The sequence below is a fragment of the Pseudomonas sp. SF2 genome, from assembly GCF_036858055.1.
GTDB lineage: Bacteria > Pseudomonadota > Gammaproteobacteria > Pseudomonadales > Pseudomonadaceae > Aquipseudomonas.
In genome coordinates, this window is the sequence record NZ_JAMBDI010000007.1 from 1 (window position 1) to 26,216 (window position 26,216).

Genomic DNA, 26,216 nt, shown 5'->3' on the forward strand with positions numbered 1-26,216 from the left:
GCCTTGTGTCGCGAAAGGGCCGCAAAGCGGCCCCGGCAATCTCAAGCCTTGGCCAGATCCGGCAGGTCACCGCTCAAACCCAGCGCCTGCCGCACGAACAGCGCCTTGGCCTCCGGCATCTGCTCCACCAGCTTCAACCCGCTGTTACGCAACCAGCGCAACGGCAACGGGTTGGCCTGGAACAACCGCTCGAACCCTTCCATCGCCGCCATCAGCGCCAGGTTGTGCGGCATGCGCCGCCGCTCGTAACGGCTCAGCACCTTCACATCCGCCAGCCGCTCGCCACGCTCGCAGGCGTTGACCAGCACTTCGGCCAGCACCGCCGCATCGAGGAAGCCCAGGTTGACGCCCTGCCCGGCCAGCGGGTGAATGGTGTGCGCAGCATCGCCAATCAATGCCAGGCCTTCATCCACATAGCGCTTGGCGTGGCGCTGGCGCAGCGGCACGCACACCCGCGGGTCGGCCTGCAGCACATCCCCCAGGCGCCCCTCGAAAGCCCGCTCCAGGGCCTTCAGGAAGGCCGCTTCATCCAGCGCCATCAACTGTTCTGCATGCTCCGGGGTGGTCGACCACACGATCGAGCACCAGTCTTGCTGGCCATCGCGGGTCAACGGCAGGAACGCCAACGGCCCGTCATCGGTGAAGCGCTGCCAGGCCGTGGCCTGGTGCCCTGCGCTGCAACGCACGCTGGTGACGATGGCGTGGTGCAGGTAATCCCACTCGCGGGTTTCACAGCCGGCCAGGCGCCGCACTGCCGAGTTGGCACCGTCGGCCGCGATCACCAGCGGCGCACGCAGCTGGCGGCCATCGGCGAGGGTCAGCAGCCACTCGTCGCCGGAGCGGCGCAGCTGTTCGAGCCGCGCGTTGGGCAACAGGCCGATGTCGCTGTCATGCAGGCGCTCCAGCAGGCCATCCTGCACCACCCGGTTCTCGACGATATGGCCGAGCACCTGGGCATGCACGCTGGCGGCCGAGAAGTGAATCTGCCCGGTGCCGCTGCCATCCCACACATGCATGTCCGAGTAGGGCGTGGCACGCCGCTGGGCAATACCGTCCCAGGCGCCAAGGCGCTCGAGGATGCGCTGGCTGGCTGCCGACAGCGCGCTGACGCGCGGCTCGAACGGGGCCTGGGCATCGAACGGCTTGACCGTCAGCGGGCCACCGTCGAGCAAGAGGATTTGCAAGCCACTGTGGCGTAATGCCAGGGCCAGGGCGCTGCCGACCATACCGGCACCGACAATCAACAGATCTGCGCGCATTTCCATGCCTTACGCCAGCCTCGCTTGCGGCTTGAGCCGCACATATAGGGTTTTATCGACCCGCGCCACCAGCTCGCCGGCACCGTCGCGGATATCGACCTGCAAACGCGGCAGGCACTTCTTGCCGGTGGCGGTCTGCTGGCGGATTTCGTCCAGCAGCGCGTCATCGACGTGGAGTTCGGCATACACCGGGCCTTTGCCCGGCGAAATGAAATCGATGCTGGCGGCCTTGTCCCAGACGATGTAGTCACGCCCCAGCTGCTCGATCAACAGCAGCATGTAGAACGGGTCGACCATCCCGTACAGGCTGCCGCCGCACTGGGTGCCGACATAATTGCGGTTCCAGCGGGTCAGCTTCATCGCCACCTTGACGCTGCGCAGGTCCGGGCTGATGTGCTGCACGTGGATACCAGCGCCGAGGTGCGGCGGGAACAGGTTCAGCCGCCAGCGCAACAGGCGCGCCCGGCGCGCCAGCCTGCGCGCGTCGTCACTCATGACTGACCTCGCGGATCGGGGCGGGTGCCCAGGCCCATGGCCTGGCGGGCGAACCAGCTTTTCGCCGGTGGCAGCAGGTCGAGCCCAAGCAGACCAAGGTTGCGCCCGGCAGCCAGCAACGGCTGGCTACTGCCGAACAGGCGGGTGACCTGGTCGGAAAAACCGATGGTCATCGCCTGGTCCAGGCGCTGGCGCTGGTGGTAGGCCTGCAATGTGGTCAGGTCGCCCGGCTGCTGCGGGCCGGCCAGCAACGCCTCGGCCAGCGCCTGCACGTCACGCAGCGACAGGTTGAAACCTTGGCCGGCAATGGGGTGCAGGCTGTGCGCGGCGTTGCCCAGCACCACCAGGTGCGGCCGCACCTGCTCCTGGGCCTCGATCAGCGACAGTGGGTAAAGGTGCCTTGCGCCCACCTGGCGCAAGGCGCCCAGGCGATAGCCGAACACGCCCTGCAGCTCGCGCAGGAAATTGCGCTCGTCGATGTCGGCCAGACGCCGCGCGTCCATACCCTGACGGGTCCAGACCAGCGCGCAGCGGTTATCCGGCAGCGGTAGCAGGGCCATGGGGCCGTCTTCGGTGAACCGCTCGAAGGCCTGGCCGCCGTGGGCCTCGCCCGGGGTGATATTGGCGATCAACGCGCTCTGCTGGTAAGGCGTGTGGCGCACGTGGATGCCGAGTTGTTCGCGCAGGCCGGAGCGGCCACCGTCGGCCAGTACCGCCAGGTCGCATTCCAGCTGGGTGTCGTCGTTCAGTTGCAGGCGGTAGCCGCCTTCGATGGCCTGCATCGCGGTCACTTCCGCCGGGCAGCGCCAGCTCACCACCTCGCTGTCCAGCCCTTGCCACAGGCATTGGCCCAGCCAGGCGTTTTCCACCACGTAGCCAAGCGCTGGCACGCCCTCTTCCAGGGCATCCAGGCGGGTGGCGCCGAAGCGGCCGCGGTCGGACACGTGAATCTGCCGGATCGGCTCGGCGCGATGGCCGATGGCCTGCCACAGGCCCAGCTGCTGGTAGATCTGCTGGGTACCGAACGACAGTGCCGACGAACGCGCATCGTAGCTGGGCTGGAAGCTGTCACCGGGGGCGAACGGCTCGATCAGCAGAATCTTCCAGCCTCGCGCCTTGGCCCCGGCCTGCAGGGCCAAGGCCAGGCTCGCGCCCACCAGGCCGCCACCGATGATCGCCAGGTTTACCCGATTCATGCGGCGTCCTTGCGGGCAGCCTGCATCAGCGCCTCAATTTCGGCGACCGTGCGCGGCACGCCCGAAGTCAGGATTTCACAGCCTTGCCTGGTCACTACCACGTCGTCCTCGATCCTTACACCAATGCCGCGCCATTTCTTCGCCACGGCCTGATTGTCGGCGCCTATGTAGATGCCTGGCTCGACGGTCAGCGCCATGCCGGGTTCAAGCACCCGCCACTCGCCGCCCACCTTGTACTCGCCCACATCGTGCACATCCATGCCCAGCCAGTGCCCGGCGCGGTGCATATAGAAGGCTCGATAGGCCTCGCTGTCGATCAGCGCCTGCACCTCGCCGGTCAGCAGGCCCAGTTCCACCAGGCCCGCGGTGATGACCCGCACGGTCGCCTCGTGGGCGTGGTTCCAGTGCTTGCCGGGGGCGATTTCGGCAAACGCCGCGGCCTGGGCCTTGAGCACCAGCTCGTAGATGGCCTTCTGCTCGGGGGAAAACCGCCCGCTGACCGGGAAGGTACGGGTGATGTCGCTGGCGTAGCAGTCGATCTCGCAGCCGGCATCGATCAGCACCAGGTCGCCATCCTTGAGCGGGGCGTCGTTCTGCTGATAGTGCAGGATGCAGCCATTGCGCCCGGCCGCGACGATCGAGCCGTAAGCCGGCATCTTCGCCCCGCCCTTGCGAAACTCGTAGTCCAGCTCGGCTTCCAGGCTGTACTCGTGCAACCCGGCCCGGCAGGCCTGCATGGCCCGCACGTGGGCCCGCGCCGAGATAGCTGCGGCAGCGCGCATCACCTTCACTTCCGCTGCCGATTTATACAGGCGCATGTCGTGCAGCAGATGATCCAGCGCAACGAACTCGTTCGGCGGCTGGGCCCCCAGGCGCGCCTTGGAGCGGATCACGTTGATCCAGTCCATCAGCCGGCGGTCGAACTCGGGGTTGCTGCCCATGGCGCTGTAGACCCGCTCGCGGCCTTCAATCAGGCCCGGCAGGATCTCGTCGATGTCGGTGATGGGGAAGGCATCGTCAGCGCCAAAATCGCGCACCGCGCCTTCCTGGCCGGCTCGCAGACCATCCCACAGCTCGCGCTCGGGGTTGCGCTCACGGCAGAACAACACGTATTCGCCATGCTCGCGCCCCGGGATCAGCGCAATCACCGCCTCCGGCTCGGGGAAGCCGCTGAGGTACTGGAAGTCGCTGTCCTGGCGGTACACGTGCTCGACGTCGCGGTTGCGGATGGCAACCGCGGCGGCGGGCAGGATGGCGATGCTGTTGGGGACCATCTGCGCCATCAGCGCCTTGCGCCGACGGGCATATTCGGCCTTGGGAATGTGGCTCATGGGCAGACTACCCCCGGTTGATCAGTGCAGCGATGGCTTGGGCGCGGGGGCGGCCGGCTTGGCCAGCTCGGAGAACAGCAGCAGGGGTGCCACGCGCAGGTATTCCATGACTTCCATGTAGTCGCTCTCGCCATCGTCGGACTCTTCGAGGGCTTCCTGAACCTGGGAAATGGCCACCAGGTCCTGCAGCACTTCCTTGGCTTCGTCGGACAGGTCCTTGCCACCGGCATTCAGGCCGAAGCCGGTAATGAAGCCTTGGCACCACTGGCCCAGCGCGGTGGCGCGGTCGCTCAGGGCGGCGTCGTCGGAAGGCAGCAGCAGGACGATCGCCATGTCGTCGCTGGTCAGCTCGCCCTTGACCATTTCCTGCAGGCCGACCAGGGCGTTGCGCACGCTGTCACCGGGTTCGGTTTCCAGCAACTGGGCGGCATCGGCCAGCCAGCCGTCGGCGTCGAAGCCGGCACCGGCGCAGCTGCGGCCGATCAGCAGGCCGTGCAGTTCGGCCGGGGTGACAGGATGACCATTGCTGGACAGCAGCATGGCGAAGGCGATGTAGGGCGATTGGGTATTGGGCATGGGCAGCTAGGCGCCAGACGGCGCAATGACTAGAATGGAGACCTTGTATCCTAGCACCGGCAGGCGCGCCAAGACCATCGGCACTGGCCGTCGCCGCCCAGGGAGAGGCATCATCGCCAGGTGACTGAACGACGGAGCGAATCGAGTGCAACCCACGCAAGAGAACGACCTGCAGGCACTGATGAGCCGATTCGAGTTGCTGATCGAACGTGTCGAGCAACTAAAACGGCAAAATGCACTCCTAGTAGCTCAGGAAAAATCCTGGCGCGAAGAGCGCGCCCACCTCATCGAAAAGAACGAGATCGCCAAGCGCAAGGTCGAGTCGATGATTTTACGCCTCAAGGCCCTGGAGCAAGACTCATGAGTTCAAGCAATAGCGTCACCGTGCAGATCCTCGACAAGGAATACTCGATCATCTGCCCGCCGGAAGAGCGCAACAACCTGGTCAGCGCCGCGCGCTACCTGGACGGCAAGATGCGCGAGATCCGCAGCAGCGGCAAGGTGATCGGCGCCGATCGCATCGCGGTCATGGCTGCGTTGAACATCACCCACGAAATGCTGCACCGCCAGGAAGACCGCAACGCTGCCCCGGCAGGCGGCACCACCCGCGAGCAGGTGCGCGACCTGCTGGAACGGGTCGACCAGGCACTGTCCGACGACACGGATACCAAAATCGGCTGAGATTGGTATACTGGCGCCACTCCCTGGGGGATGCGCCAGTCGGTTATGTCCCTGAGCCGATACGCACAACCACGGGGGTTGCACGCTGGGGCCGGTGTGCATGTCCGCCCGACGGAAAGCCTTAACGCCCCCTGCAATCTCCACCTTGAACTTTCGGGTTCAAGGGCTACACCGATAGCGGTCTTGTCGGGGAGCCTGAATTCTCTTGCCCGCCCCTGTGGCGGGCAATTCGTTTTGGCCGACCACGTTGGCCAGCACCTGGGATCGCCCGTGCCATGACCGACACCGCGCAGCTCACCCGCCCCCAGCTCCGTCGCCTGCTCCGCAATGCCCGCCGCGCCCTCACCCCTGCCCAGCAACGCCAGGCCGCCGTTGGCCTGTACCGCCAGCTGGCGCAGCACCCGCTGTTCCGCCGCGCCCGGCACATTGCCCTGTACCTGCCCAACGACGGCGAAATCGACCCTTGCCTGCTGCTGCGCGAAGCCCAGCGCCGCGGCAAGCGCACCTACCTGCCGGTACTGCACGCCTGGCCGCGCACGCGCATGGTGTTCCAGCGCTTCGAGCAGGGCGAGAAGCTCAAGCCCAACCGCTTTCGCATTCCCGAGCCGGTCACCGAGCGCAAGCGCCAGCGCCCGATCTGGTCGCTGGACCTGATCCTGCTACCGCTGGTGGGTTTCGACGAAGTGGGCGGGCGCCTGGGAATGGGCGGTGGTTTCTATGATCGCAGCCTGGCCTACCAGGCGCGTCGGCAGACCTGGAAAAAGCCGTTGCTGTTGGGGCTGGCACATGAATGCCAGAAGGTCGAGCGGCTTGCCCAGGCCAGTTGGGATGTACCGCTGCAGGGGACGGTCTCGGACCGGGGCTGGTACCTGGCGCCGCGTTGAGCGGCGCCGGCGGGGGCATCAACGTTGCGGCTGGCTGGCGTCGACCGGCATCTGATAGGCGTTGTCCAGCTTGCGCTCCCAGAACCCTTGCGCATAACCGGTAGTGACCACACCCAGGCCGAAAATGAACACCAGGATCCACAGCAGATCCGGCTTGTTACGTTGATTCATCGAAGATTGCCCCCCAGGCAAACTGTTCAGGCTCGGCGATTTTCTGGGTATCGCCGGAGCATCGCGCTTTAATCGGGGCGCATTTTCCGACAACCTGCGTCCGCACGCAAACCTTGACGTCAACCGGCTGTCGGTTTCGTGCAACAGGTTATTTCAAACCATTTCAGGAGCAGCACCCATGGCCTACTGGCTGATGAAATCCGAGCCCGACGAGCTCTCCATCGAAGCCCTCGGCCGCCTCGGCGAAGCGCGCTGGGACGGCGTGCGCAACTACCAGGCGCGCAATTTCCTGCGGGCCATGAGCGTTGGCGACGAGTTCTTCTTCTACCATTCCAGCTGCCCGCAGCCCGGCATCGCCGGCATTGCCAGGATCACCCGCGCGGCCTACCCGGACCCGACCGCGCTGGACCCGCAAAGCCACTACTACGATGCCAAGGCCACGACCGACAAGAACCCGTGGAGCGCGGTGGATGTGGCCCACGTGCAAACCCTGCCGCGGGTGCTGGAGCTGGGCTGGCTGAAACAGCAGGCCGGCCTGGCCGAATTGCCGCTGGTGCAAAAGGGCAGCCGCCTGTCGGTGATGCCGGTGACGCCAGAGCAATGGGCAGTGATTGTCGCTTTGCGTTGAAACTGCGGCTAAGGTCAGTCTTTGCACAGTTGGCCGCTCCCACAGGCACCGCATAAGGACTTTGACCGGCATCAACACGTCGCTCATGACCGCAAGCCATGATGCAGTGTGCATGACCGCAAGGATGCAGACCGATGAACCGATACGCCCCCAGGATCTTCGCCACCGCGCTGATCGCCCTACTCGCAGCAGCCGGCGGGCTGGGATACTGGAAGTCGCTCCACGACCAGTTGCCCGAAGGCCTGAGCATGGGCAACGGCCGCCTCGAAGCCACCGAAGTGCAGATCGCCAGCAAGATCCCCGGGCGCCTGGCCGAGGTGCTGGTCGACGAAGGTGACAAGGTCACTCGCGGCCAGCTGCTGGCGCGTATCGACACCCGCACCATGCAGGCCCAGCGCAGCCAGGCCGAAGCCGAAGTACTGCGCGCCCGGGAAAACTACGCCGCCGCCCAGGCCAGCGTGCAGCTGCGCCAGAGCGAACTGCTGCTGGCCAGCCAGGAGCTCAAGCGCGTGCGCGAGATCTTCCAGCGCAAGTACGCCAGCCAGCAGCTGCTCGACCAACAGCAGGCGCGCTTCGACACGGCCAACGCCGCCGTGGTCGCCGCCCGCGCCCAACTGGCGGCGATCAAGGCCGCCATCGGCGCCGCCGAGGCCCAGGTAGCGCAGCTCACCAGCGAGATCGACGACAGCAGCCTGCGCGCCCCGATCGACGGCATCATCCAGCTGCGCCTGGCCGAACCCGGTGAAGTGCTGGGTGCCGGCGGCCGCGTACTGATGCTGATCGACCCCAGCGACCAGTACATGAACCTCTACCTGCCGGCTTCCACCAGCGGCCGGCTGACCGTCGGCGACCAGGCGCGGATCGTGCTCGACGCCCTGCCCGAGCGGGCGCTGCCGGCGAAGGTGGCCTTTGTCGCGGCCAAGGCCCAGTTCACCCCCAAACAGGTGGAAACCCGCGACGAGCGGCAGAAGCTGGTATTCCGGGTCAAACTACGCCTGACCGACCCTGGCGCCGTGCCGCAGGCCAAGCCGGGCATGCCAGGCGCCGGCTATGTCCGCACTGCTGAGGTGGACTGGCCGGCCAACCTGCAATGAACGCCCCGGCACTGCTGGCCGAAGGTATCAGCCATCGCTATGGCGGCCTGCTGGCCCTGCACCCCCTTGGCTTCAGCCTGCCAGCGGGCACTCGCTGCGCGCTGATCGGCCCTGACGGGGCTGGCAAATCGACCCTGCTAGGGCTGATTGCCGGCGTCAAGCGCCTGCAACAGGGCGAGCTGCAGGTGCTGGGTGGCTCGATCCGCCAGCGCCGCCATCGCGCGGCACTGTACCCGAAAGTGGCGTTCATGCCGCAGGGGCTGGGCAACAACCTGTATCCGGAGCTGTCGATCCGCGAGAACATCCGCTTTTTCGCCACCCTGTTCGGCCTCGGCCGCCGCGAGTGCGAACAGCGCATGGCCAACCTGCTGCAGGCCACCGACCTGCAGCGCTTTGCAGAACGCCCGGCGGGCAAGCTGTCGGGCGGCATGAAGCAGAAGCTGGGCCTGTGCTGCGCACTGATCCACGAGCCGGACCTGCTGATCCTCGACGAGCCGACCACCGGCGTCGACCCGCTGTCACGGCGGCGCTTCTGGGAGCTGGTCGAACAGGTGCGCGCGCAGCGCCCGCAACTGACCCTGCTGGTGGCCACCGCCTACATGGAGGAAGCCGAACAGTTCGAGCATTGCCTGATGCTCGATGGCGGCCGCCTGCTGGCCGCAGGCCCCAGCCATGAACTGGCCGCAGTCACCCCCAGCGGCAAGCTGGACGACGCCTTCACCCACTACCAGGGCGCGGGCAAGGCGCAACACTCTCCGCTCATCATTCCACCGCGTCCGGCCACTGACAGCCCGGTCGCCATCGAGGCCCACGACCTGACCCTGCGCTTTGGCGATTTCACTGCAGTGAACAAGGTCAGCTTCGCCATTGGCCGCGGGGAGATCTTCGGCTTCCTCGGCTCCAACGGCTGTGGCAAGACCACCACCATGAAAGTGCTCACCGGCCTGATGCCGGCCAGCGAGGGCAGCGCCAGCCTGCTCGGCCGCCCGGTGGATGCCAGCGACCTGGCCACGCGCAAGCGGGTCGGTTTCATGTCACAGAGTTTCTCGCTGTATGGAGAGCTCAGCACCCGGCAGAACCTGACCCTGCATGCCCGCCTGTTCGACCTGCCCAAGGCCGAGAGCGCCCAGCGTATCGACGAACTGATCGAGCGCTTCGACCTGGGCGCCATCGCCGACCAGCCATCCGGCGCCCTGCCCCTCGGCCTGCGCCAGCGCCTGTCACTGGCGGTGGCGGTGCTGCACCGCCCGGAAGTGCTGATCCTCGACGAACCCACCTCCGGCGTCGACCCGGCCGCCCGCGACGACTTCTGGCGCTTGCTGGTGGAGCTGTCACGCGAGCAGGGCGTGACCATTTTCCTCTCCACCCACTTCATGAACGAAGCCCAGCGCTGCGACCGCATCTCGCTGATGCATGCCGGCCGGGTGCTGGCCTGCGACACGCCGGATGCCCTGCAGCGCCAGTATCAGGGCCACACCCTGGAAGACGCGTTCGTTCGCTGCCTGGAACAGGCCCAGGAACTGGCGCCACAAGCCACCGACAACGCCGTGCTGGAGCAGGCCGCCACGCCTGCGCCGGCGCTGCGCCAGGGCTTCAGCCTGCGTCGCCTGCTGGCCGTGGCCAGCCGTGAGGGCAAGGAGCTGCTGCGCGACAAGGTGCGCCTGGCCTTCGCCCTGCTGGGTGCGATGTTCATGATGGTGATCTTTGGCTATGGCATTTCCCTGGATGTGGAAAACCTCGCCTTCGCCGTGCACGACCAGGACCAGAGCCCGCAAAGCCGGGCCTACCTCGAAGCCTTCCGTGGCTCACGCTATTTCGCCGAACAGGCGCCCATCCGCGATACCCGCGAAATGCATCAGCGCCTGCAGCGCTCGGAAATCAAACTGGCGCTGGAAATTCCGCCCGGCTTTGGCCGCGACCTGTACGCCGGGCGCCAACCGGTAGTGGCCGCCTGGCTCGACGGCGGCATGCCGTTCCGCGCGGAAACCAGCCGCAACTACGTGGAAGCCGTGCACCAGGCCAACCTCGAGCAACTGGCCAAGGCCAGCCCACAGCCGCAGCCGCGCCAGGACCTGGTGCGCCTGGAAACCCGTTTTCGCTACAACCAGGATGTGGTCAGCGTGAACGCCATCGGCCCGGGGGTGATGGCACTGATCCTGGCCTTCATCCCGGCCATGCTCACCGCGCTCGGCATCGTCCGCGAGAAAGAGCTCGGTTCCATCACCAACTTCTACGCCACGCCCCTCACCCGCCTGGAGTTCCTGCTCGGCAAGCAGGCACCCTACCTGGCCGTGAGCCTGGTCAACCTGGCGCTGCTGGTGGCGATGAACCGCTGGCTGTTCGCCGTGCCGCTCAAGGGCAGCGTGCTGGCCCTGGCCTGTGGCGGCGTCGCCTACCTGCTGGCGACCACCAGCCTGGGCCTGCTGATCTCGGCTTTCACCCGCACCCAGATCGCCGCCATCCTGGGCACCATGATCATCACCAGCCTGCCGACCATCCAGTTTTCCGGGCTGATCGTGCCACGCTCGTCGCTGGACGGCGCGGCAGCGGTGATGGGCCAGCTGTTCCCGGCGGGCTACTTCCTCGACATCGCGGTCGGCACCTTCACCAAGGCGCTGGGCCTGCGCGATCTGTGGCCGCAGTGCCTGATCCTGCTCAGCTTCTTTGCCGTGTTCACCGGCCTGAGCCTGGCCATGCTGAAGAAGCAGGAGGCCTGAGATGTCGCGCCTGAACCACACCCTGCGCCTGGGCCTGAAAGAGCTGACCAGCCTGCGCCATGACAGTGTGCTGCTGTTGTTCCTGCTGTATGCCTTCAGCGTGGCCATCTACATGCCCGCAGCCGGCTCGGTGATCGGCGTGCACAACGCCAGTGTCGCGATAGTGGACGAAGACCACAGCCAGCTGTCGCGCAAGCTTGGCGAAGCCCTGCAACCGCCCGAGTTCCAGCCCGCCGTGCCGCTGGCCCCGGGGCGCCTGGACCAGGCCATGGACAGCGGCCAGTACACCTTCGTGATCAACGTGCCGGTGAGTTTCCAGAGCGACCTGCTGGCCGGGCGCTCGCCGGAACTGCAGATCAATGTCGACGCCACGGCCATGAGCCAGGCATTCATGGGTGCCGGCTACATCGGCCGCATCTTCGAGCGCGAGCTGCTCGACTACAGCCAGCGGATCAACACGCAGAGCCCGGTGGCAATCAACGCCAAGGCCCTGTTCAACCCCAACCTGGAGGGTGGCTGGTTCCTGGCGGTGATCCAGATCGTCAACAACATCACCATCCTGGCGATCATCCTTACCGGCACCGCGCTGCTGCGCGAGCGTGAGCACGGCACCCTCGACCACCTGTTGGTACTGCCGTTGACCGCGCTGGAAATCATGCTGGCGAAAATCGCCAGTAACGCGCTGGTGGTGGTGATCTGCACCTGGATTTCGCTGGTGGTGGTGGTCAAGGGCGCACTGGGCGTGCCGCTGTCCGGTTCGATGGGACTGTTCCTGGCCGTGACCGCACTGTACCTGTTCGCCAGTACCGCGCTGGGCATTTTCCTCGCCACCCTGGCGCGCTCGACACCGCAGTTCGGCCTGTTGGCGATCCCGGTGATCATCCCGATGCTGTTGCTGTCCGGCGGCAGCACGCCGCTGGACAGCATGCCGCAGTGGCTGCAATGGGTGATGCAGGGATCGCCATCGACGCACTTCGTCAGCCTTGGCGCCGCAATCCTGTTCCGTGATGCCGGGTGGACAGTGGTGTGGCCGGACATCCTGGCGCTGGCCGTGATCGGCCTGGTGTTCTTCAGCGTGGCGCTGGCGCGGTTTCGCCGTAGCCTGGCGTCCTGAGCCGCGCATACCCGGCTCAAAATCTGAAAGATTGCGCGATTCCTGTGGGAGCGGGTTTACCCGCGAACACCGGCGCAGCCGGTGCCATGCNNCCGCTCCCACAGGGATCGCGCCACAGTCCGGATTGCGCTGTTCCTGAGAGAGCCGGCTTGCCGGTCACTGCACGATCAGGTTGTTGAACAGCAGGTCTTCGACGATCGGCTTGCCCTCTTCGGCTTCCATCACCTGTTGCACCTGCTTCAGCGCTTCCTGGCGAAGATGCTCCTTGGCCTCGACATTGCTCATGCTGTCCACCGACTGCTGGGTGAACAGCGCCACCAGCTGGTTGCGGATCAGCGGCTCGTGGTGCTTCACCGCCTTCGCGGCTTCGTCGCCGGTCACGCGCAGGGCCACGTCGGCCTTGTACACGCGCAGCCGCGGGCTGCCGTCGAGGGCATAGTTGCCGACAAAGGGCGGGCTCAGGCTGATGTAGGCTACCTTGGGCGCCCCTTCCTTGGCTTCCTCGGCCATGGCCGCAGCCGGCAGCAGCAGCGCCAGCACCATCAAGATCCACGCTTTCACGAATTCGCTCCTCAAATACAGTTGGCGCCAGCTTACCCAGCATGCCGCTCAAACCCAAGCCCGGGCTTGTGCCGCCACTTATGCCTGCACATCAGGGCAGGCCATGCTCGTTGACCGGGCAGGCGGCCCTCCTACACTTATCGGCCACGACCCGCAAAGGAATAGCCCCGATGAAAGCTGTGTTGTGCAAAACCCTGGGCCCGGCGCAAAACCTGGTGCTGGAAGAGGTGACCAGCCCGGTGCCAAAGAAAAACGAGATCCTGCTGGATGTCCAGGCCGCCGGGGTCAATTTCCCCGACACCCTGATCATCGAAGGCAAGTACCAGTTCCAGCCACCATTGCCATTCTCCCCCGGCGGCGAGGCGGCGGGTGTGGTGGCCGCAGTCGGGGAAAAGGCCGGCGCGTTCAAGGTCGGCGACCGGGTCATGGCGCTGACCGGCTGGGGTGCGTTTGCCGAGCAAGTGGCGGTGCCGTTCTACAACGTGCTGCCGATCCCGGCGAGCATGGACTTCACCACTGCTGCGGCGTTCGGCATGACTTACGGCACCTCCATGCACGCCCTGCGCCAGCGCGGCCAGCTGCAGGCGGGCGAGACCCTGCTGGTGCTGGGCGCGTCCGGCGGGGTCGGCCTGGCAGCGGTGGAAATCGGCAAGGCCATGGGTGCGCGGGTAATAGCGGCCGCCAGCAGTGCGGAAAAACTGGCCGTGGCCAAGGCGGCCGGGGCGGACGAACTGATCGACTACCGCCAGGCCAGCCTGCGTGACGAGATCAAACGCCTGACCGGTGGCCAGGGGGTGGACGTGATCTACGACCCGGTGGGCGGCGAGCTGTTCGAGCAGGCGGTGCGCGGGCTGGCCTGGAATGGCCGGTTGCTGGTGGTGGGCTTTGCCAGCGGGACTATCCCGCAGCTGGCGGCCAACCTGGTGTTGCTCAAGGGCGCGGCGGTGCTCGGGGTATTCTGGGGGGCGTTTGCCCAGCGTCAGCCGGAGGACAATGCGGCCAACTTCCGGCAGCTGTTTGCCTGGCATGCCGAAGGCAAGTTGAAGCCGCTGGTGTCGCAGACTTATCCACTGGCTGAGGCGGGGGCTGCCATTGAAAAGTTGGGGCAGCGTCAGGCTGTGGGTAAGTTGGTGGTGTTGGCCAGGTAAGACAGTTCCGGCCTTTTCGCGGGTGAACCCGCTCCCACAGGGACCGCACCGCCCTCAAGGAATGTGCAGTACCTGTGGGAGCGGGTTCACCCGCGAAGAGGCCGGCACAGGTAATCAAACCTCCCGCAGGTTATGGCAGCGCCTGAACCGCGCCTCCAGGTTGCGGTCGGGCATCTGGTGGCTGCGCAGGGCATTCAAGGTCTGCTCGACATAATCGCGCGTGGTGCCATAGCGCCCCTTGGCACTGGCCAGGATCTGGCTGAGCAAGGTGTCCGGCAGGTTCCCGGCATAGCACGGCAAATGCCGCTCCAGCACGAAGCCCAGAGCCTGCACCTTGCTGCCATCGCCCAACCGGCAACTGAGCCAGTGCGGCCGGTACGCCGGGTACGGCATCTCGCGCTGCCACAGGGCCATCAGCGACTCGTCCAGGCTGCTTTCATCCAGCCGGTAGGCAAAACCACTGCAGGAGCCACCACGGTCCAGGCCGAACACCAGGCCGGGAGTTTCCGGGGTGCCGCGGTGTTCGTGCGACCACAGGTACAAGCCACGGTGGTAACCATGTACCCGCGCGCGTTGGCGCTCCACGGAGTTGCACTCCGGCCGCCAGATCAACGAACCATAGGCGAACAGCCACACCGGCCCACCCTGATGGCGAGACATGGTTGTCTTCATGGAATTGAACAACTGTTCGCGAGTATGTTGCTGACCGAAGTCGAGTGTCGGAGGATATGAAACTTCCCAGGACATACTTTCAAGTGCCGACATAAGCTGCCGCCATTATCCCTGTGAACTACGGATGTAGCGAGATTCGATTACGATGCGGCCCAAGGCCTATTTACCAAGGGCGCTTGCAGTAACCATAGGACAGAAAGGCAGGAATACTCAAGCCCTCACGCCAGCGTTTCATCCGCGCTGCCGACGACCGGAAAGTACTGTTTCAAAAACGGTGAAAGTTATTAGCCAAGGCGGTAACAATTACCGCCTTATACCCATACTTTCAAACTTCGGTTATTAGCCACGGGGTGCGTAGGCAAACACATCGGCGCGCATGCGATGCGCATCCATACCGGCTTCGACCAACGCGTCGAGAGTGGCATAGATCATGTTCGGCGAGCCGCTGGCATATACATGCACGCTGTTGAGGTCGGCAATATCCTCGCAGACCGCCTCATGCAGCATGCCGCATCGGCCTTCCCAGCCGCACAGGTCGCTGACCACCTGATGCAGGAACAGGTTGGGCAGGCGCTGCCATTCTTCCCAGTGCTCGATCTGGTAGAAGTCCTCGGGCCGGCGCACGCCCCAGTACAGGTGTACCGGGTGCTTGAAGCCCTGGGCCCGGCAATGCTCGACCAGGCTGTGCATCTGGCCCATGCCCGTGCCGGCAGCGATCAGCACCAGCGGCCCGTCGGGCAACTCGGCCAGGTGGGTGTCGCCGAACGGCATTTCGATGCGTGCCAGGCCGTCGCGCTTGAGCTGCTCGATCAGTTGCAGCGCACTGGGCTCGCGCGCCAGCACATGCAGCTCCAGCTCACGCCCGGTATGCGGCGCAGAAGCCAGCGAGAAGGCCGCCTGCTTGCCGCCGTCACGCTCGATCATCAGGTATTGCCCGGCGTGATAACGCAGCGGTTTGCCGGCTGGCGCGCGCAAACGCACACGCCAGACGTCGCCACCGACCTCGACGCACTCACTGACACTGCACGCCAGTTTGCGCACCGGCAGCTCGCCCAGGGCGAGCACACCATCCCAGAGCAACACGCAGTCCTCCAGCGGTTCGGCAATGCAGGTGAACAGTTCGCCATGGTCACGGACTTCGCCGTCCTGGCGTACCCGGCCTTCGACCAACAGCGCGGCGCAGACATGGCAATTGCCATTGCGGCAGCTGTTCGGGCAGTCATAGCCCAGCCGCCGCGCTCCATCCAGGATCCGTTCCCCGGGTTCGAGCGCCAGCACCGCCCCGGACGGCTGCAACGTTACCTGCATCAATCTATTCCCAACTGATCCCACAGCTCATCGATACGGCGGGTGACGGCTTCGTCCTTGACGATGACCCGTCCCCATTCGCGTGTAGTCTCGCCCGGCCACTTGTGCGTGGCGTCCAGCCCCATCTTCGACCCCAGCCCGGATACCGGCGACGCGAAGTCCAGGTAGTCGATCGGGGTGTTGTCGATCATCACCGTATCACGCTTGGGGTCCATGCGCGTGGTGATGGCCCAGATCACATCGTTCCAGTCGCGGGCATTGATATCGTCATCGGTGACAATAACGAACTTGGTGTACATGAACTGTCGCAGGAACGACCACACACCCAACATCACGCGCTTGGCGTGGCCCGGGTACTGCTTCTTCATGGTCACCACCGCCATGCGGTAGGAGCAGCCTTCCGGCGGCAGGTAGAAGTCGACGATTTCCGGGAACTGCTTCTGCAGGATCGGCACGAACACCTCGTTCAGCGCCACGCCGAGGATTGCCGGCTCATCTGGCGGGCGGCCGGTGTAGGTGCTGTGGTAGATCGGTTTCTGCCGGTGGGTGATGCGCTCGACGGTGAACACCGGGAAGCTGTCCACTTCGTTGTAGTAGCCGGTGTGGTCGCCGTACGGGCCTTCCGGGGCCATTTCGCCCGGGTGGATCACGCCTTCCAGGATGATTTCGGCGGTGGCCGGTACCTGCAGGTTGCTGCCCCGGCATTTGACCAGCTCGGTGCGGTTGCCGCGCAACAGGCCGGCGAAGGCGTACTCGGAGAGGGTGTCCGGCACCGGGGTCACGGCGCCGAGGATGGTGGCCGGGTCAGCGCCCAGGGCCACGGCGACCGGGAACGGCTGGCCAGGGTTCTTCTCGCACCACTCGCGGTAGTCCAGGGCACCGCCACGGTGGCTGAGCCAGCGCATGATGACCTTGTTGCGGCCGATCACCTGCTGGCGGTAGATGCCCAGGTTCTGGCGGTCCTTGTTCGGGCCGCGGGTGACGGTGAGGCCCCAGGTGATCAGCGGCGCCACGTCGCCCGGCCAGCAGTGCTGGATCGGCAGTGCGCCGAGGTCGACATCGTCCCCCTCGACCACCACTTCCTGACACACTGCGTCCTTGACCACTTTCGGCGCCATCGACACGACTTTCTTGAAGATCGGCAGCTTGGACCAGGCATCCTTCAAGCCCTTCGGGGGCTCGGGTTCCTTGAGGAAGGCCAGCAGCTTGCCGATTTCCCGCAGTTCATCGACCGACTCGGCGCCCATGCCCATGGCCACGCGCTCCGGGGTGCCGAACAGGTTGCCCAGCACCGGGATGTCGAAGCCGGTCGGCTTTTCGAACAGCAATGCAGGGCCCTTGGCACGCAGGGTGCGGTCGCAGACCTCGGTCATTTCCAGGACGGGGGAGATCGGAACCTGGATGCGCTTGAGTTCGCCGCGCTGTTCCAGGCCACGGATGAAGTCGCGCAAGTCGCGATACTGCATGCAGAAGCCTCATGTTGGCCGTATCGGTCGGGGGTGCAGAGTGTAGCGCCGTTCGGGCTTTGTTTGGGGGCAAAAATGCATTGGGGCCGCTTCGCGCCCCTTCGCGGGCACGCCCGCTCCCACAAGGATCTCACTGAACCTGTGGGAGCGGGCGTGCCCGCGAAGGGCCGCAAAGCGGCCCCAATTACTGCCTGGCCTGAAACGCTTACTTGCGCTTCATCGACAGGAAGAACTCGTCGTTGGTCTTGGTCTGCTTGAGCTTGTCGACCAGGAACTCGATGGCGGCGATTTCGTCCATCGGGTGCAGCAGCTTGCGCAGGATCCACATGCGCTGCAGTTCGTCGTCGGCGGTCAGCAGCTCTTCGCGGCGGGTACCGGAACGGTTGATGTTGATGGCCGGGAACACACGCTTCTCGGCGATGCGGCGGTCCAGCGGCAGCTCCATGTTGCCGGTGCCCTTGAACTCTTCGTAGATCACTTCGTCCATCTTCGAGCCGGTTTCGACCAGCGCGGTGGCGATGATGGTCAGCGAACCGCCTTCCTCGATGTTACGCGCAGCACCGAAGAAGCGCTTCGGCTTCTCCAGGGCATGGGCATCGACACCACCGGTCAGTACCTTGCCGGAGCTCGGGATCACGGTGTTGTAAGCCCGCGCCAGACGGGTGATGGAGTCCAGCAGGATGACCACGTCCTTCTTGTGCTCGACCAGGCGCTTGGCTTTCTCGATCACCATCTCGGCAACCTGCACGTGGCGGGTTGGCGGCTCGTCGAAGGTAGAGGCGACCACTTCGCCGCGCACGGTGCGCTGCATTTCGGTCACTTCTTCCGGGCGCTCGTCGATCAGCAGGACGATCAGGTGGCACTCGGGGTTGTTGCGGGTGATGTTGGCCGCGATGTTCTGCAGCATGATCGTCTTGCCCGCTTTCGGCGGGGCAACGATCAGGCCACGCTGGCCTTTGCCGATCGGGGCGCACAGGTCGATAACGCGGCCGGTCAGGTCTTCGGTGGAACCGTTACCGGCTTCCATCTTCAGGCGCTTGTTCGGGAACAGTGGCGTCAGGTTTTCGAACAGGATCTTGTTCTTCGCGTTTTCCGGGCGGTCGAAGTTGATGGTGTCGACCTTCAGCAGGGCGAAGTAACGCTCCCCTTCCTTCGGCGGGCGGATCTTGCCGACGATGGTGTCGCCGGTACGCAGGTTGAAACGGCGGATCTGGCTGGGCGAGACGTAGATATCGTCAGGGCCGGCCAGGTAGGACGCATCAGCCGAACGCAGGAAACCGAAACCATCCTGGAGAATCTCCAGCACGCCGTCACCCGAGATCTCTTCGCCGCTTTTCGCGTGCTTCTTCAGCAGGGCGAAAATCACGTCCTGTTTGCGCGAACGGGCCATGTTTTCGATGCCCATCTGTTCGGCCATTTCCAAAAGATCGGTAATCGGCTTTTGCTTGAGTTCAGTCAGGTTCATAAGGGGAATGACGTAATCATGTAAGAAGGGAGAATTAAGCTTCTGGCTTAATGAGGCCGCGCCGCTAGATGGCGACAGGATCGCGTACTGATTCGAATTAGGGATGCTTCGGCGACGGCGTGTAGAGGGCACTGGAAAAGCAGTGCGAGGCCGAATGTAACACTTGCTTTTTTCGACGTCTAGTGGTTTTGACCGGGTAAATCGTGCCATGTGGGAGCGGGTTTACCCGAGAAGGCGGCAGCGGGTTCGGCATCGAATTCGCGGGTAAACCCGCTCCCACAGGCCCTTCGGACAAAGAAAAGCCCCGCATCTGCGGGGCTTTTTCACATCACAGGTGGGCGTCGAGGAACGCGGCCAGCTGCGATTTGGACAGGGCGCCGACCTTGGTGGCTTCGACGTTGCCGTTCTTGAACAGCATCAGCGTCGGGATACCACGCACACCGTGCTTGGCCGGGGTTTCCTGGTTCTCGTCGATGTTCAGCTTGGCGACGGTCAGTTTGCCCTCGTAGGTAGCAGCGATGTCGTCCAGAACCGGAGCGATCATCTTGCATGGGCCGCACCATTCAGCCCAGTAGTCGACCAGCACCGGGCCTTGAGCCTGCAGTACGTCGGCTTCGAAGCTGGCGTCGGTGACGTGTTTGATTTTGTCGCTCATGGAAATCTCCAAGGTCGTAAGCAATAAAAAACGTTGCCCATCATAGCCGCACCCGTCTCCTACAGGAAGTCGCGGACGATTGAGTGTAACTATAGTTGTGCAAGACGCCGCGAATCGAAACCGTCATACGAGTGTCATAGCATCGAATGGCACATTGCCTTGCATCAAGGCCAGCACAACGGCTGAGTGTCACGCGTTGGCGATAGCCTGCTATCGTGGCACGATTGCCGGGTTAACGACCGAGAAAAACCAGATCATGCCGCATACCATCGCGAAGAACCTGTCCCTGATCGCCGCCATCGACCTTGGCTCCAACAGCTTTCACATGGTCGTGGCCAAGGCCCACCATACCGAAATCCGCATTCTCGAGCGGCTCGGCGAGAAGGTTCAGTTGGCCGCCGGCATCGACGAAGAGCGCATGCTCAGCGAAGAAGCCATGGAACGAGGCCTGGACTGCCTCAAGCGCTTTTCCCAGCTGATCAACGGCATGCCGGCAGGCTCGGTACGCATCGTCGGCACCAACGCCTTGCGCGAAGCGCGCAACCGCAACGAATTCATCCAGCGCGCCGAAGCCATCCTCGGCCACCCGATCGAGGTGATCTCCGGCCGTGAAGAAGCGCGCCTGATCTACCTGGGCGTGTCGCACACCCTGGCCGACACCCCGGGCAAACGCCTGGTGGCCGACATCGGCGGCGGCAGTACCGAGTTCATCATCGGCCAGCGCTTCGAGCCGCTGCTGCGCGAAAGCCTGCAGATGGGCTGCGTCAGCTTCACCCAGCGCTACTTCCGCGACGGCAAGATCACCCCGGCCCGCTACGCCCAGGCCTACACTGCTGCGCGCCTGGAACTGATGAGCATCGAGAATGCCCTGCACCGTCTGACCTGGGACGAGGCCATCGGCTCGTCCGGCACCATTCGCGCCATCGGTGCCGCCATCAAGGCTGGCGGCCTGGGCAATGGCGAGGTCAACGCCGAGGGGCTGGCCTGGGTCAAGCGCAAACTGTTCAAGCTGGGCGAGGTCGACAAGATCGACTTCGAAGGCGTCAAGCCGGACCGCCGCACCATCTTCCCGGCGGGCCTGGCGATTCTCGAAGCGATCTTCGATGCCCTGGAACTGCAACGCATGGACCACTGCGACGGTGCCCTGCGCGAAGGCGTGCTGTTCGACCTGCTGGGCCGCCACCACCACGAAGACGTGCGCGAACGCACCCTGAACTCGCTGATGGAACGCTACCACGTGGACCAGGGCCAGGCCGCGCGCGTCGAGCGCAAGGCCTTGCACGCCTTCGACCAGGTGGCCGACGCGTGGGACCTGAAAGACGGGAACTGGCGCGATCTACTCGGCTGGGCAGCGAAAGTGCACGAAATCGGCCTGGATATCGCCCACTACCACTACCACAAGCACGGCGCCTACCTGATCGAGCACTCCGACCTGTCGGGCTTCTCCCGCGAGGACCAGCAGATGATGGCCTTGCTGGTGCGCGGCCACCGCCGCAACATCCCCAAGGACAAGATCGCCGAGCTGGGTGAGGAAGGGGTCAAGCTGCTGCGCCTGTGCGTGCTGCTGCGCTTCGCCATCCTGTTCCACCACATCCGTGGCAACCAGCAGATGCCGAAGGTCGAGCTCAAGGCTGCCGACAGCAGCCTCGATGTGGCCTTCCCGGAGGGCTGGCTGGAACAGAACCAGCTGACCCAGGCCGACTTCGCCAACGAGGCAGAGTGGCTGGCCCGGGTCGGCTTCGTCCTCAGCGTACGTTGAGGACCGGGTTGCTCAGGCGCTCCAGCAGGGTCGCCTGGGCACTGCGCGGGTTCTGGTTGCCGGTCGGCGTGCTGCGCACGTAGCGCCCGTCCGGCTGCAGGGTCCAGGCGTGGGTGTTGTCGGTCAGGTAGCCTTCCAGTTCCTTCTTCACCCGCAGCAACAGCTTCTTGCCTTCCACCGGGAAGCAGGTCTCGACGCGCTTGTCGAGGTTGCGTTCCATCCAGTCGGCACTGGACAGGTAGATCTGCTCTTCGCCGCCATTGAGGAAGTAGAACACCCGGGTGTGTTCGAGGAAGCGGCCGATGATCGAGCGCACCTGGATGTTGTGGGAAACCCCCGGAATGCCTGGGCGCAGGCAGCACATGCCACGCACCACCAGGTCGATCTTCACGCCCGACTGGCTGGCCTTGTACAGCGCCTTGATGACCTTGGCGTCGGTCAGCGAGTTGAACTTGGCAATGATATGCGCCGGCTTGCCTTCGAGGGCGAACTGGGTTTCCCGCGCGATCATGTCGAGCATGCCCTTCTTCAGGGTGAACGGCGCGTGCAGCAGTTTCTTCATGCGCAGGGTCTTGCCCATACCGATCAACTGGCTGAACAGCTTGCCGACGTCCTCGGTGAGGGCGTCGTCGGAGGTCAGCAGGCTGTAGTCGGTGTACAGGCGGGCGTTGCCGGCGTGGTAGTTGCCGGTGCCCAGGTGCGCATAACGCACGATCTCGCCCTGCTCGCGACGCAGGATCAGCATCATCTTGGCGTGGGTCTTGAAGCCGACCACACCGTAGATCACCACCGCACCGGCAGCCTGCAGGCGGCTGGCCATCTGCAGGTTGGACTCTTCGTCGAAGCGCGCCCGCAGCTCGATCACCGCGGTGACCTCCTTGCCGTTACGCGCCGCGTCCACCAGCGCGTCGACGATTTCCGAGTTGGCTCCGGAACGGTACAGGGTCTGGCGCACGGCAAGCACGTGCGGGTCCTTGGCGGCCTGGCGCAGCAGGTCGATCACCGGGGTGAAGGACTCGAACGGGTGCATCAGCAGGATGTCCTGCTTGCCGATCACGCTGAAGATGTTGTCGGCGTTCTGCAGCAGCTTGGGGATCGCCGGGGTGAACGGGGTGTACTGCAGCTCGGGATGGCTGTCCAGGCCGGTGATGCTGAACAGGCGGGTAAGGTTGACCGGGCCGTTGACCTGGTACAGCTCGCTTTCGCTGAGGCTGAACTGCTTGAGCAGGTAGTCCGACAGGTGTTTCGGGCAGGTGTCGGCCACCTCCAGGCGCACGGCGTCACCATAGCGGCGCGAGAACAGCTCACCTCGCAGGGCGCGGGCCAGGTCGTCGACTTCTTCGGAGTCCAGCGCCAGGTCGGCGTTACGGGTCAGGCGGAACTGGTAGCAGCCTTTCACCTTCATGCCCTGGAACAGGTCGTCGGCGTGCGCGTGGATCATCGACGACAGGAACACGTAGTTGGCGCCTGGCCCCCCCACATCTTCCGGCACGCGGATGACCCGCGGCAGCAGGCGCGGGGCCGGGATGATCGCCAGGCCCGAATCGCGGCCAAAGGCGTCGACACCTTCGAGCTCGACGATAAAGTTGAGGCTCTTGTTCACCAGCAGCGGGAACGGGTGGGTCGGGTCCAGGCCGATCGGGGTGATGATCGGGGCGATTTCGTCGCGGAAGTAACGGCGCACCCAGGTCTTGAGCTTGGGTGTCCAGTAACGGCGGCGGATGAAGCGGATATGGTGTTTTTCCAGCTCGGGCAGCAGCACGTCGTTGAGGATCGCGTACTGGCGCTCTACTTCGCTGTGCACCAGGTCGCTGATGCGCGCCAGTGCCTGGTGCGGCTGCAGGCCATCGGCGCCGGCCTGTTCACGGGCGAAGTTGATCTGCTTCTTCAGGCCGGCGACACGGATCTCGAAGAACTCGTCGAGGTTGCTGGAGAAGATCAACAGGAACTTGAGGCGTTCGAGCAGCGGATAGTTCTCGTCCAGCGCCTGTTCCAGCACACGGATATTGAATTGCAGCTGCGAGAGCTCGCGATGAATGTACAGGCTGCTGTCGTCCAGGCCTGGGACGATGATCGCCGGGGCCGGTGCGGGCGCCGGAGCCGCAGGCTCTGCCACCGGTTCTGCCGCAGGCACGGGCGCCGGCGGCAGGTCTGGCGGGGTCTGCACCATCTCTTCGGGGATTTCCTGAGCATCCTTGATCGCGACAGGGGTTAGCACTTCATTATTCATCTGGCGTTCCTGAGGACGTTAACGCCCTATCATCAATTGAGCGGCAAGATAAGCGCCCATTATGACGCCTGTGTTACACACCAGGGCAAGCCATGGCGCATGGCTTCTGGCATTCTCCGAGCAGGAATTGTTCATGTCGAGACACATTTGGACACTTTCACGAACGCGCGCGAAGGGGTAGGCTTCGCGTTCATTTCGCCAGCACCTCAGAAAATGCTTCAACAATTCCTGCAGGATTTCGGCTACTTCGCCCTTTTTCTAGGCACCTTCTTCGAAGGCGAGACCATTCTGGTGCTTGCGGGGTTCCTTGCGTTCCGCGGTTACATGGACATCAATCTGGTGTGCCTGGTGGCGTTTTTCGGCAGCTATGCCGGCGACCAGCTGTGGTACTTCATGGGCCGTCGCCACGGGCGCAGGATCCTGGCACGCAAACCACGCTGGCAGGCGATGGGTGACCGGGCGCTGGACCACATCCGTCGCCACCCCGACATCTGGGTACTGAGTTTCCGCTTCGTCTATGGCCTGCGCACGGTCATGCCGGTGGCCATTGGTCTGTCTGGCTACCCGCCACGCCGCTACCTGCTGCTGAACGGTATCGGCGCGGCCATCTGGGCAGTGGCCCTGGGCGCGGCCGCGTATCACTTCGGCGCCATCCTCGAAGGCCTGCTGGGCAATGTGAAGCGCTACGAGCTATGGGTGCTCGGCGGCCTGCTGGCGCTGGGCGGCCTGCTGTGGCTGCGCCGGCGCTTCCGCACGTTGCGCGCGGAGCGCAAGGCGGCGGGCATGCCCCAGGCCCCAGAGGCTGAGCAGGCTGTAAGCCACGAGCAGGAACCAGGCCAGCGGCACGACCACCGCTAAGCCCAGTGCGCCGGCCAGGTACAGCGCCGGCGCATTCGCCAATAGCCGTACCCACTCCAGGCGCACGGCCCATGGCCGGTTCTCCAGCAGCGCGCCCAGCACGAACAAACCAAACGCCATCAACGCCCAGCCGAGTACCAGTGCGGCGGTTGGCACGCGCTCGGCCACATCCATCAGGTAGCTGCCCAGCGCCACGTAAACCACGAATTGCGCCGCCACATAGGCCTGCTGCGCGCGGCCCAGGGCCACCTCGAACTTGCGAAACAACGCCAGGTCCTGCTTGGCCTGTGGGTAGCGTGCGGCCACATCGGCCGGGCGCCAGCCGGTGGGCATGAACCAGATACGCAGCTTGTCCCACAGGCTGCCGGCGCGCCGGGCATCGTGCCAGAGCTGGGCATAGAACTGCAGGTTGGCCCACAACGGGTTCCAGCTGGCCAGCGGCGTGGTCACCCCGAACACCACCGGTTCGGCGGGGTCCTCCTCTTTGAAGGTGCCGAACAGACGGTCCCAGAGAATGAACACGCCGCCATAATTGCGATCCAAGTAAGCAGGATTTTGCGCATGGTGGACGCGATGGTTGGATGGCGTGATCAACACCCACTCGAGCCAGCCCAGCTTGGGAATGTGCCGGGTATGCACCCAGAACTGGTACAGCAGGTTGAGCGAGGCCACCGTGATGAACACCAGCGGTGGCACACCGAGCAACGCCAGCGGCAGGTAGAACAGCCACGAGAAGATGAACCCGCTGCTGGTCTGGCGCAGCGCCGTGGTGAGGTTGTACTCCTCGCTCTGGTGATGCACCGAGTGCGCAGCCCACAGCACGTTGCGCTCGTGGCCAAGACGGTGCAGCCAGTAGTAGCAGAAGTCATACAGGACAAAGGCCAGCAGCCACACCCACCAGGCCTGCGGTGGCAGGCGCAGCAGCGCCAGGTGCTCGAACGCCAGGGCATAGGTCACCAGCCCTACCCCTTTGGTCAGCAAGCCGGTACTGGTCGACAGCGCGCCGGTGCTGAGGCTGTTGATCGAGTCGGCCAGGGTGAAGTTGCGCTGGCCACGTACGCGGTCAGCCACCAGCTCGACGGCGATCAGCACGAAGAAGAACGGCACGGCCAGCAGGATCAGGTCCATGGGTACGACCTCAGACGTTATCCGCCAAGATTAGGCCGCGCTCGCAGGAATCCCTATGGCTACATCTGCCAAACTAGAGGACATTTAGCGCCTCGACACTGGAGTAAAAAGCATGACAAAAAAAGTAGCGGTGATTCTTTCCGGCTGTGGCGTTTATGACGGCGCCGAAATCCACGAAAGCGTGATCACCCTGCTGCGCCTCGACCAGCGTGGTGCGCAGGTGCAGTGCTTCGCGCCGAACATTGCGCAGATGCATGTGATCAACCACCTGACTGGCGAGGAAATGCCCGAGTCGCGCAATGTGCTGGTGGAGTCGGCGCGCATTGCCCGCGGTGAGGTCAAGGACATCCGCGAAGCCAAGGCCGAAGACTTCGATGCGCTGATCGTGCCGGGCGGTTTCGGGGCGGCGAAGAACCTGTCCAACTTTGCCGTGGAAGGCGCCAACTGCAGCGTCCACCCGGATGTGCTGGCCCTGGCCGAAGCCTTTGCCGACGCCTGCAAGCCGGTTGGCCTGATCTGCATCTCGCCGGCGCTGGCGGCGAAGATCTACGGGCCAGGCGTGGTCTGCACCATTGGTAGCGACGCCGGCACTGCGGCGGCCGTGACGAAGATGGGTGGCACCCATGAAGAGTGCGATGTGCACGATATTGTCGAGGACATCCAGCGCAAGCTGGTGACTACCCCGGCATACATGGAGGCCAAGTCGATCAGTGAAGCGGCTGGCGGGATCTACAAGCTGGTGGATCGGGTGCTGGAGCTGACCCACGAGTAACGGGTGCAAGATTCAGAATCTGACGCGGTCCCTGTGGGAGCGGCCTTG

The 26,216-nt window shown here is 64.5% G+C and carries 24 protein-coding genes, 1 other RNA gene and 1 pseudogene; 12 read left to right on the forward strand and 14 right to left on the reverse strand.

The genetic code is table 11. The features are described 5' to 3' along the window. Positions 1-41: 41 nt before the first annotated feature. Genes M2S36_RS03815 through M2S36_RS03835 form a run of 5 tightly spaced genes read right to left on the reverse strand, consistent with a single transcriptional unit; the run spans position 42 to position 4,857 of the window. On the reverse strand, positions 42-1,259 hold the full coding sequence (locus M2S36_RS03815; RefSeq protein WP_207837622.1) for a 2-octaprenyl-3-methyl-6-methoxy-1,4-benzoquinol hydroxylase: 1,218 nt from the start codon (positions 1,257-1,259) through the stop codon (positions 42-44). A 9-nt stretch (positions 1,260-1,268) separates the two neighbouring features. Continuing rightward, complete coding sequence (locus M2S36_RS03820) at positions 1,269-1,754, reverse strand: DUF4442 domain-containing protein (protein ID WP_207837620.1); 486 nt, start codon at positions 1,752-1,754, stop codon at positions 1,269-1,271. Further along, a complete protein-coding gene (ubiH, locus tag M2S36_RS03825; protein ID WP_207837616.1) occupies positions 1,751-2,950 on the reverse strand; it encodes a 2-octaprenyl-6-methoxyphenyl hydroxylase in 1,200 nt (399 codons plus the stop codon). The genes M2S36_RS03820 and ubiH overlap by 4 nt, the downstream gene beginning before the upstream one ends. After that, positions 2,947-4,281, reverse strand: a complete 1,335-nt coding sequence (gene pepP, locus M2S36_RS03830; RefSeq protein ID WP_207837614.1) for a Xaa-Pro aminopeptidase — start codon at positions 4,279-4,281, stop codon at positions 2,947-2,949. The genes ubiH and pepP overlap by 4 nt, the downstream gene beginning before the upstream one ends. Before the next feature lie 21 nt (positions 4,282-4,302). Continuing rightward, on the reverse strand, positions 4,303-4,857 hold the full coding sequence (locus M2S36_RS03835; RefSeq protein ID WP_063912167.1) for a YecA/YgfB family protein: 555 nt from the start codon (positions 4,855-4,857) through the stop codon (positions 4,303-4,305). A 181-nt stretch (positions 4,858-5,038) separates the two neighbouring features. On the opposite strand from M2S36_RS03835, the gene M2S36_RS03840 reads away from it, so the two are divergent. From M2S36_RS03840 to M2S36_RS03855, 4 genes are all read left to right on the forward strand, one after another. Further along, a complete protein-coding gene (locus tag M2S36_RS03840; RefSeq protein WP_029886233.1) occupies positions 5,039-5,221 on the forward strand; it encodes a TIGR02449 family protein in 183 nt (60 codons plus the stop codon). After that, positions 5,218-5,538: a cell division protein ZapA gene (locus tag M2S36_RS03845; RefSeq protein ID WP_207837612.1), complete on the forward strand. Its 321-nt coding sequence runs from the start codon at positions 5,218-5,220 to the stop codon at positions 5,536-5,538. Before M2S36_RS03840 ends, M2S36_RS03845 begins: the two co-directional genes overlap by 4 nt. A gap of 17 nt (positions 5,539-5,555) precedes the next feature. Next, positions 5,556-5,735: non-coding RNA, 6S RNA (ssrS, locus tag M2S36_RS03850), on the forward strand. 78 nt (positions 5,736-5,813) lie between these two features. Beyond that, positions 5,814-6,422, forward strand: a complete 609-nt coding sequence (locus tag M2S36_RS03855) for a 5-formyltetrahydrofolate cyclo-ligase (protein ID WP_233694033.1) — start codon at positions 5,814-5,816, stop codon at positions 6,420-6,422. 18 nt (positions 6,423-6,440) lie between these two features. Here M2S36_RS03855 and M2S36_RS03860 read toward each other — a convergent pair whose 3' ends face one another. Next, the gene (locus M2S36_RS03860) at positions 6,441-6,593 is read right to left on the reverse strand and encodes a hypothetical protein (protein ID WP_207837609.1); all 153 of its coding nucleotides are present in this window, start codon (positions 6,591-6,593) and stop codon (positions 6,441-6,443) included. 178 nt (positions 6,594-6,771) lie between these two features. Here M2S36_RS03860 and M2S36_RS03865 point away from each other — a divergent pair, with 178 nt between their 5' ends. The 4 genes from M2S36_RS03865 to M2S36_RS03880 all read left to right on the forward strand — a co-directional run bounded on the left by M2S36_RS03865 (position 6,772) and on the right by M2S36_RS03880 (position 12,146). After that, a complete protein-coding gene (locus M2S36_RS03865; RefSeq protein ID WP_063912169.1) occupies positions 6,772-7,221 on the forward strand; it encodes an EVE domain-containing protein in 450 nt (149 codons plus the stop codon). A 134-nt stretch (positions 7,222-7,355) separates the two neighbouring features. Beyond that, positions 7,356-8,315, forward strand: a complete 960-nt coding sequence (locus tag M2S36_RS03870) for an HlyD family secretion protein (protein ID WP_207837607.1) — start codon at positions 7,356-7,358, stop codon at positions 8,313-8,315. Beyond that, the gene (rbbA, locus tag M2S36_RS03875; protein ID WP_333956743.1) at positions 8,312-11,032 is read left to right on the forward strand and encodes a ribosome-associated ATPase/putative transporter RbbA; all 2,721 of its coding nucleotides are present in this window, start codon (positions 8,312-8,314) and stop codon (positions 11,030-11,032) included. Before M2S36_RS03870 ends, rbbA begins: the two co-directional genes overlap by 4 nt. A 1-nt stretch (position 11,033) precedes the next feature. Beyond that, positions 11,034-12,146: an ABC transporter permease gene (locus M2S36_RS03880; RefSeq protein ID WP_333956744.1), complete on the forward strand. Its 1,113-nt coding sequence runs from the start codon at positions 11,034-11,036 to the stop codon at positions 12,144-12,146. A 156-nt stretch (positions 12,147-12,302) separates the two neighbouring features. On the opposite strand, the gene M2S36_RS03885 is transcribed toward M2S36_RS03880, so the two are convergent. Continuing rightward, the gene (locus tag M2S36_RS03885) at positions 12,303-12,707 is read right to left on the reverse strand and encodes a flagellar basal body-associated protein FliL (protein ID WP_025341058.1); all 405 of its coding nucleotides are present in this window, start codon (positions 12,705-12,707) and stop codon (positions 12,303-12,305) included. 170 nt (positions 12,708-12,877) lie between these two features. Here M2S36_RS03885 and M2S36_RS03890 point away from each other — a divergent pair, with 170 nt between their 5' ends. Continuing rightward, positions 12,878-13,855, forward strand: coding sequence for an NADPH:quinone oxidoreductase family protein (locus M2S36_RS03890; protein WP_333956746.1), 978 nt, complete (start codon positions 12,878-12,880; stop codon positions 13,853-13,855). Positions 13,856-13,969: 114 nt separating this feature from the next. Here M2S36_RS03890 and M2S36_RS03895 read toward each other — a convergent pair whose 3' ends face one another. The 5 genes from M2S36_RS03895 to trxA all read right to left on the reverse strand — a co-directional run bounded on the left by M2S36_RS03895 (position 13,970) and on the right by trxA (position 19,421). Next, entirely contained in the window at positions 13,970-14,620 is a 651-nt protein-coding gene (locus M2S36_RS03895) for a gamma-glutamylcyclotransferase (protein WP_025341060.1), read from the reverse strand. Between the two features lie 246 nt (positions 14,621-14,866). Further along, a complete protein-coding gene (locus M2S36_RS03900; RefSeq protein ID WP_063912174.1) occupies positions 14,867-15,835 on the reverse strand; it encodes a CDP-6-deoxy-delta-3,4-glucoseen reductase in 969 nt (322 codons plus the stop codon). Next, positions 15,835-17,301 carry a 4-hydroxy-3-polyprenylbenzoate decarboxylase gene (gene ubiD / locus M2S36_RS03905; protein ID WP_025341062.1) on the reverse strand — a complete coding sequence of 489 codons (1,467 nt, stop codon included), beginning with the start codon at positions 17,299-17,301 and terminating at the stop codon, positions 15,835-15,837. Before ubiD ends, M2S36_RS03900 begins: the two co-directional genes overlap by 1 nt. A 205-nt stretch (positions 17,302-17,506) precedes the next feature. Next, complete coding sequence (rho, locus tag M2S36_RS03910) at positions 17,507-18,766, reverse strand: transcription termination factor Rho (protein ID WP_003253661.1); 1,260 nt, start codon at positions 18,764-18,766, stop codon at positions 17,507-17,509. A 328-nt stretch (positions 18,767-19,094) separates the two neighbouring features. Further along, the gene (trxA, locus tag M2S36_RS03915) at positions 19,095-19,421 is read right to left on the reverse strand and encodes a thioredoxin TrxA (RefSeq protein ID WP_012274768.1); all 327 of its coding nucleotides are present in this window, start codon (positions 19,419-19,421) and stop codon (positions 19,095-19,097) included. A gap of 256 nt (positions 19,422-19,677) precedes the next feature. Here trxA and ppx point away from each other — a divergent pair, with 256 nt between their 5' ends. Then, positions 19,678-21,180, forward strand: coding sequence for an exopolyphosphatase (gene ppx, locus M2S36_RS03920; RefSeq protein WP_063912176.1), 1,503 nt, complete (start codon positions 19,678-19,680; stop codon positions 21,178-21,180). Here the strand turns inward: ppx and ppk1 are convergent. Continuing rightward, complete coding sequence (gene ppk1 / locus M2S36_RS03925; RefSeq protein ID WP_233694031.1) at positions 21,167-23,410, reverse strand: polyphosphate kinase 1; 2,244 nt, start codon at positions 23,408-23,410, stop codon at positions 21,167-21,169. The genes ppx and ppk1 overlap by 14 nt on opposite strands. Before the next feature lie 213 nt (positions 23,411-23,623). On the opposite strand from ppk1, the gene M2S36_RS03930 reads away from it, so the two are divergent. Next, positions 23,624-24,268 carry a DedA family protein gene (locus tag M2S36_RS03930; RefSeq protein ID WP_172827492.1) on the forward strand — a complete coding sequence of 215 codons (645 nt, stop codon included), beginning with the start codon at positions 23,624-23,626 and terminating at the stop codon, positions 24,266-24,268. 501 nt (positions 24,269-24,769) lie between these two features. Here the strand turns inward: M2S36_RS03930 and M2S36_RS03935 are convergent. Beyond that, positions 24,770-25,396, reverse strand: a pseudogene (locus M2S36_RS03935) (sterol desaturase family protein); the annotation flags it as partial. A 112-nt stretch (positions 25,397-25,508) separates the two neighbouring features. Between M2S36_RS03935 and elbB the strand changes: the two are divergent. Next, positions 25,509-26,168 carry an isoprenoid biosynthesis glyoxalase ElbB gene (gene elbB / locus M2S36_RS03940; protein ID WP_233694030.1) on the forward strand — a complete coding sequence of 220 codons (660 nt, stop codon included), beginning with the start codon at positions 25,509-25,511 and terminating at the stop codon, positions 26,166-26,168. Positions 26,169-26,216 lie beyond the last annotated feature (48 nt).